Source organism: Parasphingorhabdus pacifica (assembly GCF_054779195.1).
Genome location: NZ_BAAGYS010000006.1, coordinates 480,691 through 496,805 on the forward strand (window position 1 = coordinate 480,691; position 16,115 = coordinate 496,805).

The window sequence follows — 16,115 nt, forward strand, 5'->3', positions numbered from 1 at the left end:
TCGACTGAGAGTCGCCTGAGAGAAACAGCCTTCTAACGATGTGACCCGATCGGCGAACACCACCGTTGTACGGCGTTAACCTTGCGCACCGTGATACCCGAGACACCGGTTGGTGCCGGGCCCACGGGCCGGGGAAACCTGCAGCGCCGCTTCTCCGGCGACGAAGTCGACACCGCGGACGAGAACACCCCCGTTGTCGCCGAGGACGTCCCCATAGCCGCTTCTACGGCCCGCTTCCTATGGTTCATCGCGACCGCGCTGCGCGCCAGAGCTGTGGTTGAAATCGGTGCCGGTTCGGGCGAGAACGCAGTGTGGTTGCTGCGCGGCATGCTTCCCGAAGGGGTGCTGACCTCGATCGACCGCGACCCCGATGCGCAGCGGGCGGTGCGGGCGAAGTTGTCCGATGCGGGGATTCCGAACTCGCGCGCGCGGTTGATCACGGGAGTGGCGTCGAAGGTGCTGCCGAGGTTGTCCGAGGACACCTACGACCTGGTGCTGGTGGACGCCGCGCGGACCGAGTACCCGCGATTGCTCGACCTGGGCACGCGGTTGCTGCGGGCCGGCGGGGTGATCGTGTTCGCCGGTCTCGGTTCGGAAGGGGCCGATGTGGCGCCGGGCCGGGAAGAGGACGCTCGTGCGCTGCTCGAACTGGCCGGTCGGATCCAGGCCGCGGAGGAGCTGATCCCGGTGGCACTGCCGGTGGGAGAGGGGTTGCTCGCCGTCGCACGGGCGTGAGGCACGAGTTTCTGCCGCCCGCCTCCGTCGGCCGGGAACCCACCGGCCGGGGACGGTTTCCCGGCGCGACCTCGCGTAGGACGACGGGTCCCGCGAAGCCGCGCCGGTCCGTCCGGTCTCAGGCGGGGGAAACCGACAGCAGCTGCCCGGAGAGTCCCCGCGCGCGGGTGGAGAGCCGCTTGGCGACGTCGCTGAGCACGACGGAGGCCGGTGACTCCGGATCGTCGAGCACCAGCGGCCTGCCGGAGTCCCCGGACTCGCGCAGCCGAGTGTCCAGCGGGACCTGCCCGAGCAACGGGACCTCGGCGCCGACGGACTTGCTCAGCGAGTCGGCCACGATCTGCCCGCCGCCGGAACCGAAGATCTCCATCCGCTGACCGTCGGGCATCTCCATCCACGACATGTTCTCGACCACGCCCGCCAGGCGTTGCCGGGTCTGCATCGCGATCGCCCCGGCGCGCTCGGCCACCTCCGCGGCGGCCTGCTGCGGGGTGGTGACCACCAGCAGCTCCGCGTTCGGGATCAACTGCGCGGTCGACAGCGCGATGTCGCCGGTGCCCGGGGGCAGGTCCAGCAGCAGGACGTCGAGGTCTCCCCAGAAGACGTCGGAGAGGAACTGCTGCAACGCGCGGTGCAGCATCGGGCCACGCCACACGACCGGGGTGTTGCCCGGGGTGAACATGCCGATCGAGATCAGCTTCACGCCGTGCGCCTGGGGCGGCATGATCATCTGGTCGACCTGGGTCGGTTTGCCCGCCGAGCCGAGCATCCTCGGGACGGAGTGTCCGTAGATGTCGGCGTCGACCACGCCGACCGACAGGCCGCGTTCGGCCATCGATGCGGCCAGATTGACCGTCACGCTGGACTTCCCGACACCGCCCTTGCCGGACGCGACGCAGTACACGCGGGTCATCGAACCGGGTTCGGCGAACGGGATGCGGGGTTCGTCGGTGTTGCCGCGCAGCATCTTGCGGAGTTCGGTGCGCTGCTCGTCGCTCATCACGTCGAGTTCGACCTCGACGTTCTGGACACCCTCGACCGCCGTCACGGCCGACTCGACCCGCTGGGTGATGGTTTCCCGCATCGGGCAGCCCTGGACGGTCAGGTACACCCCGATCGCGACGGCACCATCGGATCCGATGGACACGGACTTGAGCATGCCCAGATCCGTGATGGGTTTGTGGATCTCGGGGTCCTCGACTGTGCTGAGGGCCTGCCGGACGGCCTCTTCAGTGGGGGACTGCGTACTGGTCACGGTTGCCTGACACCGACCCTTCCTGCGCGTGCGCTCTACTCTTCATGCTACGGACCGGTAGGCATCCGTCAGTAGTGGCTCACGTTCTGGCCTGATGTGAGGCAAAACATGGGGGCGCTTCGCGTTTGTTCGACTCCGTTCCGTAGCATTGATCTCCGTGACCGAGACGGGTCTTGATCGATTACCCGGTCGAACCGAGATGTCGGCCTACCGATGCTTCCTGCGCGCGCACGCGAGGGTGACGCGTTGCCTGGAGAGCGACCTGATCGCCGAGCAACGGCTGACGCTCGCGGCCTACGACGTGCTCAGCGCGCTCGCCGAAGCGCCGGACACGCGACTGCGCATGACCGAACTCGCCGACGCGGTGCTTCTCTCCCGCTCCGGGGTGACGCGACTGGTGGACCGGCTGGAGCGCCTGGGGCTCGTCGGCCGAGTCCGGGTCGACTCCGATGGACGTGGAGTACTGGCTGTGATCACCGAGCGCGGGCGGGACCGGCTGGAGGGGGCCGCCGACACGCACCGGCGCGGGGTCGCGCGCTATTTCCTCTCCGCGCTCGGCGCCGACGGTGTCGAGGAGCTCGCTCGCACCTGCGCGCAGCTCGCCGACGGGGGTGTGCCCGCACCGCCGGGCTCGCGGGCGCAAGCTTGAACGCATGAGTGCGGGAAACCCGATCCGCGCTGTCGGGCTGGTCCACGTGGTGGACGGTCGACTGCTGCTGGTTCGTTCGAAGAAGCAGAGCGCCTTCTACCTGCCGGGTGGCAAGATCGACCCGGGTGAGACCGAGCTGCACGCTCTCCACCGGGAGGTCCGGGAGGAGCTGGGGCTGGTGCTGCGTCCCCGCTCGGAGCGGTTCGTCGGCCGCTACGTCACCGACGCGTGCGGGCAGGGAGTCGGTGTGCGGGTGAACCTCGGCTGCTACGCGGCCGAGGTCGAGGGGGCACCGCGACCGGCGGCCGAGATCGCCGAGGTGGAATGGATGACGGCGGTCGAGTACGGGGCCCGGCCGGAGACGGCACCCGCCGTGGTGGCGTTGTGGAACGACCTGTCCGCGGTCACCGGGTCCGCCTGATCGGAGCTGAGAGCTCGCCCCGGTCAGTCCTGGCCCTCCTGCGGTTCCGGAGGCGGTGAATCGTCCTGGACCGTGGAGTCGGCGCGTGCGGCGCTCCGGCGGCGTCTGCTCGCCGCGCTCTCGGCTCCGGGCAACTCGTCGCGGAGCCGGTCCAGCTCGCCGCGCAGGAAGTCGCGGGTGGCCACCTCGCCCACGGCCAGTCGCAGCGAGGCCAGCTCACGCGCGAGGTACTCGGTGTCGGCCCTGGTCTGTTCCGCGCGGGCGCGATCCTCCTCCAGCGCGACCCGGTCCCGGTCGTCCTGCCGGTTCTGGGCGAGCAGGATCAGCGGGGCCGCGTACGACGCCTGGGTGGAGAACGCCAGGTTCAGCAGGATGAACGGGTACGGGTCCCAGCGCAGGCCCACCGCGAACACGTTCAGCACGATCCAGGTGAACACGAACAGCGTCATCCAGAACAGGAACTTGCCGGTACCGAGGAACCTGGCGACGCGCTCGGAGACCTGACCGAACAGGTCGGGGTTCACCTCCACCGGAAACCGGCGGGAGGCGCGTGGCTGGTCGAGGCGGCGCTGGGACAGCTCGGGCATGGTCACCGCACCGAGTCGTGTTCGGGGAGCCCGCTCTCGCGCCAGTTCTCCGGGAGCAGGTGGTCGAGCAGGTCGTCGACGGCGACCGCGCCGAGCAAGTGCTCCTCGTCGTCGAGCACCGGCCCGCACACCTGGTTGTAGGCGGCGAAGTAGCGGGTGAGCTCGGAAAGCGACGCGCTCGACCGAAGGCTCGCCAGATCCGTGTCCAGCGCCCCGGCCACCAGCGCGGACGGAGGCTCGCGCAACAGGCGTTGGATGTGCACGCAGCCCAGGTAGCGGCCTGTGGGGGGCACCGAGGGCGGGCGGCACACGAACACCATGCTGGCGACGGCCACCGGAAGGTCGGCGTTGCGAACCGTCGCCAGGGCTTCGGCGATGGTGGAGTCGGGCGCGAGGACGACCGGTTCCGGAGTCATGAGGCCGCCCGCGGAGTCGAAGGAGTACTCCAGCAGCCGCTTCACCGGTGCGGATTCGGCGGGTGCCATCATCCCCAGCAACCGTTCCTTGTCCACTTCGGACAGCTCGGCGAGCAGGTCCGCGGCGTCGTCGGGGTTCATCGCCTCCAGCACATCGACGGCGCGCTCCTCGCCGAGGTGTTTCAGCAGGTCCTTCTGGTCCTCCTCCGGGAGTTCCTCCACGACGTCGGCCAACCGCTCGTCGTCGAGCGCCTCGGCGACCTCGTAGCGGCGCTTGGCGGGCAGCTCGTGCAGGGTGCTCGCCACGTCAACGGCGCGCATCGTGTCGAACAGGGCGAGCAGCTGTTGCGCGCCCTGCGGCTGGGTGGACAACACGTTCGCGAACAGTCCGGAGACCTGGTCCCAGTCCAGTACCTGCGTCGGCGAGCGACGACCGAGCTTGCCGGAGCGTTCGCGGACGGCCAGCCTGCTGATCATCCAGTCCCGGGTGCGGGTCTGCTCCATCGCGACGTCGACCAGGACCGCCTGCGCCCCGCTGGCCGTGATCGTCACCCTGACGTCGAGAAGCTGGCCGAGTACCAGTTTCTCGTTCGGCCGCTGGTGGAACCGGCGCATGTTCACCGAACCGGTCGCCAGCATCACCGCGTTGGGTTCGATGCGGGTCACCCGAAGCATCGGGACGAACACGCGCCGCCGTGGCGACATCTCCATCACCAGGCCGAGCACTCGTGGCGGTTGGCGTCCGACGCGCAGCCCGGTGACCACATCGCGGACTTTGCCGATCGACTCGCCATCGGGGCCGAACACCGTCAACCCCGCCAGCTGCGCCGCGAAAACCCTGGTCGTGCCTGCCACGCCGCTCAGGCTAGTGGCTGCGGGCGGGGTGGGCAGCGCGTCCGAGATCGCCCCGAGCCGAACATGACGACGGCGGTGGGTGCGCGACGCCGTGCGGACGTGTCGATATGTCCGGGGTCGGCACAAGCCGGCTCGTCGCGATCGTTGTCACAGTCGCTCGAGGGCTCATGCGTGCTAGACACGTCACCAGTCATTGTCCGAAGAGGAGGTTTTCCGTGGTCGACCGCCAACGTCCCCGCCGCACCTGCCTGGCGGTTCCGGGCTCCAGCGCCAAGATGATCGAGAAGGCGCGTGGCCTCACCGTCGACCAGTTCTTCCTCGATCTCGAGGACGCGGTCGCGCCACTGGCCAAGGCGGAGGCGCGCGAGCGGGTCGTGACCACGCTCAACGACGGTGGCTGGGAAGGCAAGACGCGTTCGGTCCGGGTCAACGATCTCACCACCGAATGGACCTACCGCGATGTTGTGGAGGTCGTGGAAGGAGCGGGAGCCGCCCTCGACACGATCATCCTGCCCAAGGTCAGCACCGCCGACCACGTGCGGTGGCTCGACATGACGCTGACCCAGGTGGAGAAGGCGACCGGGCTGGAAGTGGGCCGGATCGGCATCGAACCGCAGATCGAGGACGCCAAGGGCCTGGTGGAGGTCGACGCCATCGCGAGCGCATCACCACGGGTGGAGGCGTTGGTCTTCGGGCCCGCCGACTTCATGGCCTCGATCAACATGCGTTCCCTCGTGGTCGGTCACCAGCCGCCCGGCTACGACGTGGGCGATGCCTACCACTACACCCTGATGCGGCTGCTGATGGCGGCCAGGGCGCACGACCTGCAGGTGGTCGACGGCCCCTACCTGCAGATCAAGGACGTCGACGGGCTGCGCGCGGTGGGTGGACGATCGGCGGCTCTCGGCTTCGACGGTAAATGGGTGCTGCACCCGGCGCAGGTGGACGCGGTCAACGAGATGTTCTCGCCACGCCAGGAGGACTACGACCACGCGGAGAACATCCTGGACGCCTACGACTGGCACACCTCGGAGGCCGGCGGCAAACGCGGTGCGGCGATGCTCGGCGACGAGATGATCGACGAAGCCTCCCGCAAGATGGCGCTGGTCATCGCGGGGAAGGGGCGGGCCGCGGGCATGGACCGCACGGACCGGTGGAGCCCGCCGGCGGAGTGACCGGGCGGGCCGCGGGCATGGACCGCACGGACCGGTGGAGCCCGCCGGCGGAGTGACCCGGCGTCGATGGGGAGCCGGTGCCGGCCGGTGTCCGGGTGACCGGCCGCGCGGAACCACCACGACGGTCCGATCGTCCACTGTGGATCGAAGCAGGCTCTCGTCCAGCCGGGTCGAGGGCGTCGCTGTGCCGCCCGGACGACGGTGCTGGTGCGCGCGGAGCAGCGACCGTGCCGCCAGGCGGGTGGTCAAACCGGTCGTCATTCCACCCGTGGGGCGCAGGCGGTAGTTTCCGCTCGAATGGAAATGTCGATGGAGGGCGGAGCGGCGACGTGACCACCGCTGGGCCGGTGAAGGAAAACGAGCAGGAACTGCGCTTGGCATTGGCCATGCGCGGCGGGGCCAGCATGGCGGTGTGGATCGGCGGAGCCGTCGCCGAGATCGACCGGCTGCGGAGAGCGCTGGACGACGAGGCCTCGGCGGAACATCCCTGGGCCGGCTTGTCCGCGCTGGCCGGGTACGACTCCGTGCGCATCGATGTGCTGGCCGGAACGTCGGCGGGCGGGCTGAACGCGACGTTGCTGAGCGCGTCGCTGGTCTACGGCATGCCCTTCGAGACCATGCGCGAGACGTGGGTCAGCCTGGGCGACCTGGAGTCGATGGCCCGGCCGATCCCGAAGTTCTGGCAAGCACCGCCACGATCCCTGCTGGAAGGCGACGCGTACTTCCGGAAGCAGCTCGCCGATGTTCTCCGGGAGAACGTTCCTGCCGACAACAACGAGCGAAAGGCCGTCGACCGGGCCGATCTGCTGCTGACCGCGACCCTGCTCGACCCGGTCGTCGAGAAGCACTTCGACGGACGGTCCGGCCCGATGCTGGAGGAACGTCGTACGGCGTCGTTCCGTTTCCGCCACCGAGGACGGCCGGGGCAGCCCCTGTCGGATTTCGGGACCGGCAAGGACTTCGACGACACGGTTCTGCAACTGGCGCACGCGGCCAGGACCACTTCGTCCTTCCCGTTCGCGTTCGAACCGGCGAACGTGCATTCGGCGCCCGGCAGCGCTCCACCGGGAGAACCCGACATGTTCGGCAGGTTCTCGGAGGTCGCAACCGATTCGGGCGCCAAACCGTTCCGGGTGATCGACGGTGGCGTGTTGGACAACATTCCCGTCACCGCCGCCATCGAGGCGATGGCGGCCTCGCCCGCGGACCGCCCGAGCGCCCGGTGGCTGCTCTACCTGAACCCGGAACCGGAGGCCGCGGAGGAGGAACGCCCCCGCGGGCGGCAGTTCGCCCTGCCGGTCGCTTCGACGGCGGTGCAGACCCGGCTCTCGCAGGAGTCGTTGCTCGCCGACCTCAACGCCCTCGACGAGCACAATCGCGCGGTCGCCCGCACCGGGTTGCGCCGCAGGGCGTTGTTCGCCGAACTGCGAAGCACCCCGGCGGACCAGCGGCACCGGGTGCTCGAGGAGCAGACCGCCGCGGTCCGGCGGGATCACGCCGTGGTGCGGGCGGAGCTGGATGCCCAGGAGGTGCACCGGCTGCTCACCGACCCGGACGGCACCGGCGACGACGACCTGCTTCCTCCGGTCCTCGGGGATCCGCTGGCCGGCTGGTCGGCACCGGCCCGCAGCCTGCTGGGGCGACACCTCTCCCAATGCATGGGTGAACGGGCGGCCACCGACCCCGCCGAGGTGTTCGACGATGTCCGCGCACTGCGCTCGGCGGTCCAGGAATGTCTCGGTTGGGCCAGGGACATCGAGCGGTGGGCGGCGCGCGAGCGGCTTCCGGAGATCGGGCGCTGCAAGACCGCGCTGTATCGCCTCCAAGCGTTCGCCGACGTGCTCGAGGGGCATGCCGACCGCTACTGGGTTAACGGTGCCCGGCTCGAACCGATCGTCGATCCAGGCGAACTCGATGGTTGGGTGACCCGGGTCGCACAGCGGCGGTTCCGCCTGCAACACCACCTTCCGTCGCCGATCAGCCCCCTGCTCGGCGCGGTGCTGGCCGAGGTCGACGGCGGCGCGAGGTTCCAGCGGGCGCTGGCCGAGTTCGCGGGCGAGCTGATGTCCATCGTGGACTCTTCGGGGGCCGATGCGGTCGACGACGACGCTGATCGCGTCGACGCCGTTGCCGAGGCCACCGCGATGCTGCACGGCCTCGCCGACCGGCTGGCGACGGCCGCGCCCGAACGAACCCACGCGGACGAACCCGCTCAGCTGGGGTACGAGCTGTTGGAACAGGCGGAACAGCGGCTCGATGTGCTGCGCCGACTCGTCGTCCTCACCGCTCCGTTGGACGTGGGGCGGGCACCCGGCACGCACATCAACCTCCTGCGCGTCGTCGGTGATGCGCAAACCCCGCTGCCGTTCCGGGGGCTCACTCGGGGCGCCGAGAGGTTGGGCACGGAGAACAAGATCCGCGGCGGCGACCTGGGCAACTTCGGGGCGTTCCTGTCCGCCAAGTGGCGGGCCAACGATTGGATGTGGGGCCGCATGGACGCGGCCACCAGCCTCGTCGATCTCCTGCTCGATCCGGTGCGGCTCGTCCGGCAGAACTCCGAAGACGGCGCTTCCGGCGTGCTCGCGACCCTGCGCCAGGTCGTCACCCGACTCAGCAGTGCCGAGCTGGGTGAACTCGACGAGGCGAAGCGCAAGCAGTGGGCCGCGTTCCTGGCCGAGCTGTGGGCGGGCAACGAGCACGAGGTGAGCGCCGAGATCCGGGCGATGTTCGAGCGTCCCGAAGACGTGCATCCGCTGCCGCGTACCCGCGAGGTCGTCACCGAACGCCTGCACTGGACGATTGCGGCCGGGGAGATCCCGTTCGTCGAAGGGGTGGAGATCGGTGCCGACCCGAACGGTGGTGCCGCATCGACCCCCGCGATCCCGGACCGCCTCGCGCGCAGCGTCAAGAACTACTCCGTCGGCCGCCAGCGACTGGTCGATCTGGGGGAGCAGCGGACCGCGACGATGGCCACCCGGCTCGGTCTGCTGGCCTGCCGAGCGGTCCAACCCCGCGGACACAGCCTGCTCGAGTGGTTCGGGCGCCTGGGGATGCTCGTGGCCAAGCCGTTGCTGGCCGCGCTCGTGCTCGCGGTTTCGGCGCCGCGACGCGTGGCGGCGGTCGCGTTCCTGGCCGCGGTCGTTTGCACGTTGGCCGGTGCGTCCGCGGCGACGTCGGGGCTCGGTTTCGACCCCGCCGTCGCTTCGGAACCGGGGACCGGGCAGCCGAGCACGGTCGCGGTGAGCGGCCAGGACACCGGCGGGAGCGGCTGTCCACCGGACGCGTTCGGGCAAGCGGACCGGGCTTGCCACCCGACCGGCCCGGCCGCCGTTGGGGAATCGGCCGCCGCTGGGGAATCGGTCGGCACGGCGTCGGTCTTCGACTTCTCCGGCACGTCGGGGGCAGGCTTTTACGTTGCCTTTCCCCTGTCCGTCGTGTTCGCGGTGTGGCTGTCCTGGGCACTGATCGGGCGGGGGCGTGGATTGGCGCGGTGGTTGCCCGCCGCCCTGCTCGCCGCGGTGTTGCTGGCGGGACTCGTCGGGGCCGTGCTGTCCGGGTTCCGACTGGGCGCCTTCGGAATGCTCGAAGCGGCGGTCGTGCTGACGTGGTTGGCCACGTTCGCGTACCGCTACGCCGGGCGGTTCGCGGCCACCGCGCTGACCGCTGTGGTCTTCGGCGCGGTGCTGTTGGGGTACAGCGGGCCGCACTGGCTCGTGGTGGCGACGGTGGCCACCGCTTACGCCCAGATGGCGCTGGTCGGCTCGGTGGATGTGCTCCGACCACGACCGCGACCCGCTTAGAGAACCTTTCGCGGTCTGCCGAGCGGCGGGTACGCGAGCCGTCGCCGTTCTCCGGTGCCACCACGCACGCGTGCGGTCGGCAGCGGTCCACGTCGGAGCTGCTGAGCGGCCTTCAGGCCGGTCTCGGCACCGAGTCGATCTCGGTTCGCGGGCGGCAGAGTAGCCTGGCGGCAGGGGACAATAACCCCGACCGCCGGGCCACCGCGGATTCGACCGCGAACGGTCCGGTAATGACGTCAGCCGCACGGAGGTGTCCGAGGTGTCCAACCCGTTTACCGGCCCCGGCCGGTCGGCGCCGGGTGCACCGAATCTGCCCACCCCGCCGACCGGTTGGCCGATCGGTTCGTACAGTACCTACGAGGAAGCTCAACGCGCTGTTGACCACTTGGCCGACCAGGAGTTCCCGGTCCAGGAGGTCACCATCGTCGGAGTCGACCTGATGCTCGTCGAGCGGGTCACCGGTCGGCTCACCTGGGGCCGCGTGCTCGGTGGCGGGGCCGCGTCGGGTGCGTGGTTCGGTCTGTTCGTAGGCTTGATCATGGGACTGTTCGCCGAGCAGGACTCCTGGTTCCTCCCGGTCCTGGTCGGTCTCGGCACTGGTGTCGTGTTCGGTCTGGTCTTCGCCGCCGTCGGGTACGCCTCGACGAAAGGGCGGCGCGACTTCTCCTCGGCGAGTCAGCTGGTGGCCGGACGCTACGACGTGCTCAGCCAACCGAGCCACGCCGAGCGGGGCCGCGACATGCTCGCCAGGCTCGCCATGCGCCCGCCGACGGCGCAGTAGAAAACCGGGAACGCGAGGGCTGTCGGCGACGTGACCCGGCAGCCCTCGCTTCGTGCGCACGGGCGTGCGGTGGCGCCGTCAACGGCTGGTGAGATGCGGGTTGCCCAGTTCCTGCACCCAGTAGTGCCCGTACCGGCTGTCGGGGCGAAACGCGTGTCCGACCCCGAGATCGGTGTAGGTGCAGTCGAGAATGTTGCGCCGATGCCCGGAACTGTTCATCCACTGCCGGAAGGTGCGCCCGGCGAGGCCGTTTCCGGCTGCGATGTTCTCGGCGACGAAGTTGCTCGGATACCCGGCATCGAGCGCTCGGCCCCCTGGATCGCTGCCGTCGGGACTGATGTGGTCGAAGTAGCCCTCCTCGGCCATCTCGATGCTGTGCGCCCGCGCGGCCCGATTCAACGCGGGAGCGAGGTGCAACGGAGGACAGCCGACCCACCTCCGCGCCGAATTGGTCATGGACAAGACCTGCCGTTCCAGCGACGGTGCGCGGTGCGCTTCGTGCGGAGCCGCATTGGCGGTCCCGGGCAACAGGGTCGAGGCCAGCAGCATCGAGGTGAGCAGTGCTCGGTTGCTTCGGAAGGTACGCATTCGCGGGTCTCCTGCACGTCGGCATCCGTGCCGGAGTTATAGCCCGGTCGAGCCGACGTGGCGCGGTCGTTCCCCGGAACCGGGGAACGCCGCTCAGTGCGCTCTCACGCGAAAGGAACTCGCTTCGGAGTGTCCACACCGGTCACTTCACACCTGATTCGCGATGATCACGAACAGCGTGCCGATCCAGCCCATGATCAGGGCAGACAGGACGGTGAACTTGTTGTTGCTCATCAAACGGGCCATGGCGCTGCCTCCCAGTGAAAGGCCGTGGCGGGGGCCTTTCTCGCTACGGTGTGGGCCGAGCGGCTTGGCAACCCACAGTTGCTCCCGGTCGTCGCTGGTCAGGCGGAGGACGTCGCGTCGCAGGAGATCTGCGCGCGAGAACTCGACGCGGCGTGCGGCGGTGCGGGGGCGGTGGTGGGCGACCACCGTTCGACTGTCTTGTCGCAGGTCCGGGCCTGGGCCCGGGGGTGTCGGCTTGCCGGTCCGGTTCCGCCGGAACGAGCGCCGTGCGGCGCTGCTGGAAAGGCGAGAACGGTCCGGCGAATGCGAACGCGCTTCTCGATGTGAGGTGCGGTGCCTTACGTCAGCGCGCGAGTGCGGCGCGCGAGGCGGTGGTGACCGGGTCCCACATCGCGCCGGGTTTTCGCTCGAGCCACGCGGTGCGGCGCGAGTCCGCGGCGAGAATCCGACGCACGACGGGACTTCGTCCGGGAGGTTCGTGACCCACGAAGCGCAGCAATCGATGCCGGGCCGTTGGCCGGTGCTTCGACACGACGGGCATGACTGCCTCCTCCCAGATGGGTGTGGTGCCTCGAAACTGCTCGATGGCGATGCGCGACGTCGCGCTCCGGCCGAGAGCCGGGAAAGAAGTGGCGAGGTGAACGAACGCCACGCCTGGGACATCGTCGCAGAGGCGAGTTTCGTTACACCGGCGGGTCAAAGCCACTTGTTCCGCCGGAAGATGTTGAACAGCACCACGCAGGCGACCATCATCACCAGCAGCGTCACCGGATACCCGAAAGCCATCTCGGTCTCCGGCATGACCTCGAAGTTCATCCCGTAGATCCCGGCGATCATGGTCGGCGTCGAGATGATCGCGACCCATGCCGAGATCTTGCGCATGTCCGTGTTCTGCTGCAGCGTGATTTTGGCGAGGGTGGCGTCGACCAGCGTTGTCAGCAGTTCGTCGAAGGACGCGACGCGCTCGGAAACCGTCGTCAAGTGGTCGTCGACATTACGGAAGTACGAACGCACCTGCTCGGGAACCGTCGGTGTGTATCCCTCGGCGAGCCGTTGCAGTGGTTTGGCCAGCGGCATCACCGCGCGGCGGAGTTCCATGACCTCGCGCTTCATCAGGTAGATGTGCTCGGCGTCGATCTTGGTACGAGGTGCGAACACGGCCGCTTCGATCTCGTCGATGTCGTACTGGATCGCCTCGGTGACCTCGAGGTAGGTGTCCACGACGTGGTCGGCGATGCCGTGCAGCACGGCGGCGGGGCCCAGCGCGAGCTGCTCCGGGTCCGCTTCCAGCTGGCGGCGGATCTGGGCCAATCCGGCGTGCTTGCCGTGCCGCACCGTGATGACGAAATCTCGTCCCACGAACGCCATCAGCTCACCGCTCTCGACGATCTCGCTGTTGGCCGACAGCTTCTCGTTCGCGATGTAGCGGACGGTTTTGAGCACCATGAACAACGTCGTGTCGTAGCGTTCGAGCTTGGGGCGCTGGTGCGCGTGCACCGCGTCCTCGACCGCCAGCTCGTGCAGTCCGAAGGTTTCCGCGAGCCCGTTGATCTGCTGCTCGTTCGGTTCGTGCATGCCGATCCAGACGAACCCTGCGTCGCGTCGACGAACCTCGGTGATGGCTTCTTCGTGCGTCCACGCCCCGTCGAGCCGTTCGCCGTCCACATAGACCGCGCAGTCGACCACGTGCGTCGCGGTGGGTTGCGGAGTGCGCGGGCGAGAGCGTGCGCTGCGGTTGATCCGGCCTACGCGTTGACGCAGACCGAGCCTGGGCAATGCGGCCACGGCGACCTCCATGGTGCTGACGCGGGAAGGCTGAGCGAATTTCCTGCGGTGGCTCGCATCCCGGCCGGTGCCGCGGGTTCGCCCTGCGGGGGTGAACCCGCGGTGCTTCTCCTAGCGGCGGACTTCGCCGGCGGGGATGCGGCCGATACTGCACGGGAGTGCGCTGTCCGCACTGCTACTCACGATCCCTCACCTCCCGGATGTCCTCGCCCGCGCGGGGACGATGGTCGTCGACCCGGTCACGGTACCCCGAGCCTCGCGGCGGCCGATGGCGCGTCGGGACGCTGCGTCGCCCCGACGGCAAAACGGGTGATTTTTTCGCGCCGCGACCCCGACGGCTTTCGGCACTCATGTCCGAATGGCGCATTGATCGTGGTATGCACTGATGCGACTATTCGCATGGGGTGGTCTTTGCGCGGTAAACAATTCCGCGCGCGCAGTTGGGCCGGGGCCGCCGAGGGCAATCCCATTCCGTTCGGGTGTGGTGAAAGTCGCAGCACTCGCTTCCTGGGTGGTCTGCGGTATTGTCACCTGCGAAAAGTGTGTTCGGATGTCTTGCGCGCAGCGGCCCGAGAATCCTGCGGGAGTCGTTCGCGGTCGGCCGAAAAGTGCGCCGGGTGGAGGGTTGCGACGACTCGGAGTCCGCGATTTCGGTGGCTTTCGCCCGCATACCGCCGAACGAAGGATTTCTCGGGGAGGTATCGCTCGCCGGATCGGAATCAGCCGCTCAGCTGTCCTCCGCGGTCCTTCGCTGTCCTTCGTCGACTCCGCGGACCAGGGATGACCGTTCTGTTGTGCGGGCAATCTCCGTGCGGATGCGGCGGCGGCCGGTATGTTTCGATACGATCACCGACACTGAGGGTAGTTGGTTCGGGTCGGCTTGGATACGACTGCCCCAAGTGCGGTATAAAGCTGCCGTAAAGCGGCCAAGTACGGTACAACGGATCAGCAGGCGCCAGCGCGACTAAGGGCATTTCGGACGGGGTGCGTCACAGTGAACATGAAGAAACTCCTCACCTGGGTTGGGGTTGCGTTCCTCCTCTTCTTTTTGATCTCGGCCCCCGACCAGGCGGGCGGTGTCGTCAACGGCATCCTCGGCAGCCTTGAAGAGGCGGCGAACGCGGTCATCGTATTCATGCAGAACATCTTCCTGTAGGCGTCGGGAGGCGGATGCCGTGTTCGCGCCGAGAGACCCCGACGAATACCTGCTCGACACCGAACGACGAGTGATCCGGGTGCGCAGGCATTGGGCCTGCCTGCTCTGGGAGCTCTTCGACGCGGTCGGGCTGCTGCTCGGGGTGGTGATGCTGTCCTACCTGCTTCCGGTGGACAGCTGGCTGCCGCAGAACATCCTCTGGTACGTGGGGCTGTTCGTCCTGCTGCAGTTCACCTACAAGCTCCTCGACTGGTACGTCGAGCGGATCGTCGTCACCGACAAGAGATTCATGATCACTGAGGGGATCATCACCTCGTCGGTGCAGATGATGCCGATCGGCAAGGTCACCGACCTCACCTACGAGCGGAGCATCCTCGGCAGGATGTTCGGTTACGGCACCATGGTCGTCGAATCCGCCGGTCAGATTCAGGCATTGAACCGAATCGACCACCTGCCGAACCCGGAAGAGGTCTTCGACGCCATCTCCCAGCTGGTCTTCGGCGAGAAAAAGGCCCAGCAGGAGAGGTTCTCGATGCTCAAGGCACGGCGCGCCGCGGTCGGAAGGCGTCGCAAGGCCAAGGTGTGAACCCGTTCGCCCGGGTCCCCCAGCGACGGGTGAACGAACGCCCGTAGCGGTGGTCGGAGGCCGTGGTGGGGCGTCGGTGCTCGACGCGAAACCGCATCGGCCACACTGATGGGTGTGCGAATCGATCTGCACACCCACACCACCGAATCCGACGGCACGGACACGCCGTCGGATCTCGTCGCCAACGCCATTTCCGCCGGGATCGACGTCATCGCTTTGACCGATCACGACACCACGGCGGGCTGGGCGGAAGCCGCCCGGGCAGTGTCCGACCAGGGAAACCTCCGGGTCGTACCCGGTGCAGAGCTGTCCTGCGCATGTCCTGACGGGCGCGGGCGCACGATCACGGTGCACCTGCTGGCCTACCTGTTCGACCCCACGTCGACCTCGCTGGTGGCCGAGCAGAGCCGACTGCGAGCCGAACGCAGGCAACGGCTGCGCTCGATGGCCGAGCGGATGGCCCTCGACGGCTTTCCCATCGACGCCGACGAAGTCATGGCGGGGTTGCCACTGGATTCCCCGGGGGGTCGGCCGCATCTTGCCCGAGCCCTCATGCGCGGCGGCGTGGTCGACACCGTCGACGAGGCGTTCGCCCGCTTCCTGGGGAGCGCGGGCAGTTACTACATGGCGCGCACGGACACGCCGGTCCGGGAGGCGATCGACATGATCGCCAGTGCGGGCGGGGTCACGGTGCTGGCGCACCCGTTCGCGGCGGCACGAGGGCCGATGGTGACTCCGGAGGTGATCGGGGAACTGGCCGGAGCCGGCCTGACGGGTGTCGAGGTCGACCACCCGGATCACGACGCAGACACCCGCGCCCGGCTGCGCGGGCTGGTCGCCGACCTCGACCTGGTACCGACCGGCAGCAGTGATTACCACGGGACGAACAAGACGATCCGGATCGGCCAGGAAACCACCCATCCGGATTCGTTGCGGGAACTGATCCGCCGCGGGACCGGGGCTCGCGTGATCGGTTGACCGGGGCGCGGACGGCGGGTCCCGGCAGCGAGCCGCTCCGGCCCGAATCCCGGCACCGGCCCACGACTGAGTACTGTGGGCGAGGTGCAGGGACAGCTCGGT

16 protein-coding genes are annotated in these 16,115 nt (G+C 68.6%); 9 read left to right on the top strand and 7 right to left on the bottom strand.

Features of this window, described 5'->3' with window-relative positions; translation table 11 throughout:
* Window positions 1-90 precede the first annotated feature (90 nt).
* Complete coding sequence (locus tag ACYVAN_RS08355; protein WP_460957414.1) at window positions 91-735, top strand: O-methyltransferase; 645 nt, start codon at window positions 91-93, stop codon at window positions 733-735.
* Window positions 736-853: 118 nt separating this feature from the next.
* On the opposite strand, the gene ACYVAN_RS08360 is transcribed toward ACYVAN_RS08355, so the two are convergent.
* On the bottom strand, window positions 854-1,990 hold the full coding sequence (locus ACYVAN_RS08360; protein ID WP_460957416.1) for an Mrp/NBP35 family ATP-binding protein: 1,137 nt from the start codon (window positions 1,988-1,990) through the stop codon (window positions 854-856).
* A gap of 157 nt (window positions 1,991-2,147) precedes the next feature.
* On the opposite strand from ACYVAN_RS08360, the gene ACYVAN_RS08365 reads away from it, so the two are divergent.
* Window positions 2,148-2,639 (top strand): MarR family winged helix-turn-helix transcriptional regulator, encoded by a 492-nt coding sequence (locus tag ACYVAN_RS08365; RefSeq protein ID WP_460957418.1) that lies wholly within the window; start codon window positions 2,148-2,150, stop codon window positions 2,637-2,639.
* Between the two features lie 4 nt (window positions 2,640-2,643).
* Window positions 2,644-3,060: an NUDIX hydrolase gene (locus ACYVAN_RS08370; protein WP_460957419.1), complete on the top strand. Its 417-nt coding sequence runs from the start codon at window positions 2,644-2,646 to the stop codon at window positions 3,058-3,060.
* 23 nt (window positions 3,061-3,083) lie between these two features.
* Here the strand turns inward: ACYVAN_RS08370 and ACYVAN_RS08375 are convergent, their stop codons facing one another.
* Entirely contained in the window at window positions 3,084-3,647 is a 564-nt protein-coding gene (locus ACYVAN_RS08375) for a DUF1003 domain-containing protein (protein WP_460957421.1), read from the bottom strand.
* Window positions 3,648-3,649: 2 nt separating this feature from the next.
* The gene (locus ACYVAN_RS08380) at window positions 3,650-4,918 is read right to left on the bottom strand and encodes a magnesium transporter MgtE N-terminal domain-containing protein (protein WP_460957423.1); all 1,269 of its coding nucleotides are present in this window, start codon (window positions 4,916-4,918) and stop codon (window positions 3,650-3,652) included.
* Between the two features lie 215 nt (window positions 4,919-5,133).
* Between ACYVAN_RS08380 and ACYVAN_RS08385 the strand changes: the two genes are divergently transcribed.
* From ACYVAN_RS08385 to ACYVAN_RS08395, 3 genes are all read left to right on the top strand, one after another.
* Window positions 5,134-6,093, top strand: a complete 960-nt coding sequence (locus ACYVAN_RS08385) for an HpcH/HpaI aldolase/citrate lyase family protein (RefSeq protein WP_460957425.1) — start codon at window positions 5,134-5,136, stop codon at window positions 6,091-6,093.
* Window positions 6,094-6,422: 329 nt separating this feature from the next.
* Window positions 6,423-9,893 (top strand): patatin-like protein, encoded by a 3,471-nt coding sequence (locus tag ACYVAN_RS08390; RefSeq protein WP_460957427.1) that lies wholly within the window; start codon window positions 6,423-6,425, stop codon window positions 9,891-9,893.
* Between the two features lie 259 nt (window positions 9,894-10,152).
* Window positions 10,153-10,674, top strand: coding sequence for a general stress protein (locus tag ACYVAN_RS08395; RefSeq protein ID WP_460957429.1), 522 nt, complete (start codon window positions 10,153-10,155; stop codon window positions 10,672-10,674).
* A 78-nt stretch (window positions 10,675-10,752) separates the two neighbouring features.
* Here the strand turns inward: ACYVAN_RS08395 and ACYVAN_RS08400 are convergent, their stop codons facing one another.
* The 4 genes from ACYVAN_RS08400 to ACYVAN_RS08415 form a co-directional block, all read right to left on the bottom strand.
* On the bottom strand, window positions 10,753-11,262 hold the full coding sequence (locus tag ACYVAN_RS08400) for a CAP domain-containing protein (RefSeq protein ID WP_460957431.1): 510 nt from the start codon (window positions 11,260-11,262) through the stop codon (window positions 10,753-10,755).
* Between the two features lie 147 nt (window positions 11,263-11,409).
* Window positions 11,410-11,694: a hypothetical protein gene (locus ACYVAN_RS08405; RefSeq protein WP_460957433.1), complete on the bottom strand. Its 285-nt coding sequence runs from the start codon at window positions 11,692-11,694 to the stop codon at window positions 11,410-11,412.
* A gap of 157 nt (window positions 11,695-11,851) precedes the next feature.
* The gene (locus ACYVAN_RS08410) at window positions 11,852-12,049 is read right to left on the bottom strand and encodes a hypothetical protein (protein WP_460957435.1); all 198 of its coding nucleotides are present in this window, start codon (window positions 12,047-12,049) and stop codon (window positions 11,852-11,854) included.
* Window positions 12,050-12,204: 155 nt separating this feature from the next.
* Window positions 12,205-13,305 (bottom strand): magnesium and cobalt transport protein CorA, encoded by a 1,101-nt coding sequence (locus tag ACYVAN_RS08415; RefSeq protein ID WP_460957437.1) that lies wholly within the window; start codon window positions 13,303-13,305, stop codon window positions 12,205-12,207.
* Window positions 13,306-14,287: 982 nt separating this feature from the next.
* Between ACYVAN_RS08415 and ACYVAN_RS08420 the strand changes: the two genes are divergently transcribed.
* The 3 genes from ACYVAN_RS08420 (at window position 14,288) to ACYVAN_RS08430 (ending at window position 16,013) form a co-directional block, all read left to right on the top strand.
* Entirely contained in the window at window positions 14,288-14,449 is a 162-nt protein-coding gene (locus ACYVAN_RS08420) for a hypothetical protein (protein ID WP_460957439.1), read from the top strand.
* A 19-nt stretch (window positions 14,450-14,468) separates the two neighbouring features.
* Window positions 14,469-15,035 carry a PH domain-containing protein gene (locus ACYVAN_RS08425; RefSeq protein ID WP_460957441.1) on the top strand — a complete coding sequence of 189 codons (567 nt, stop codon included), beginning with the start codon at window positions 14,469-14,471 and terminating at the stop codon, window positions 15,033-15,035.
* A gap of 114 nt (window positions 15,036-15,149) precedes the next feature.
* On the top strand, window positions 15,150-16,013 hold the full coding sequence (locus tag ACYVAN_RS08430; protein ID WP_460957443.1) for a PHP domain-containing protein: 864 nt from the start codon (window positions 15,150-15,152) through the stop codon (window positions 16,011-16,013).
* The last annotated feature ends 102 nt before the right edge of the window (window positions 16,014-16,115 follow it).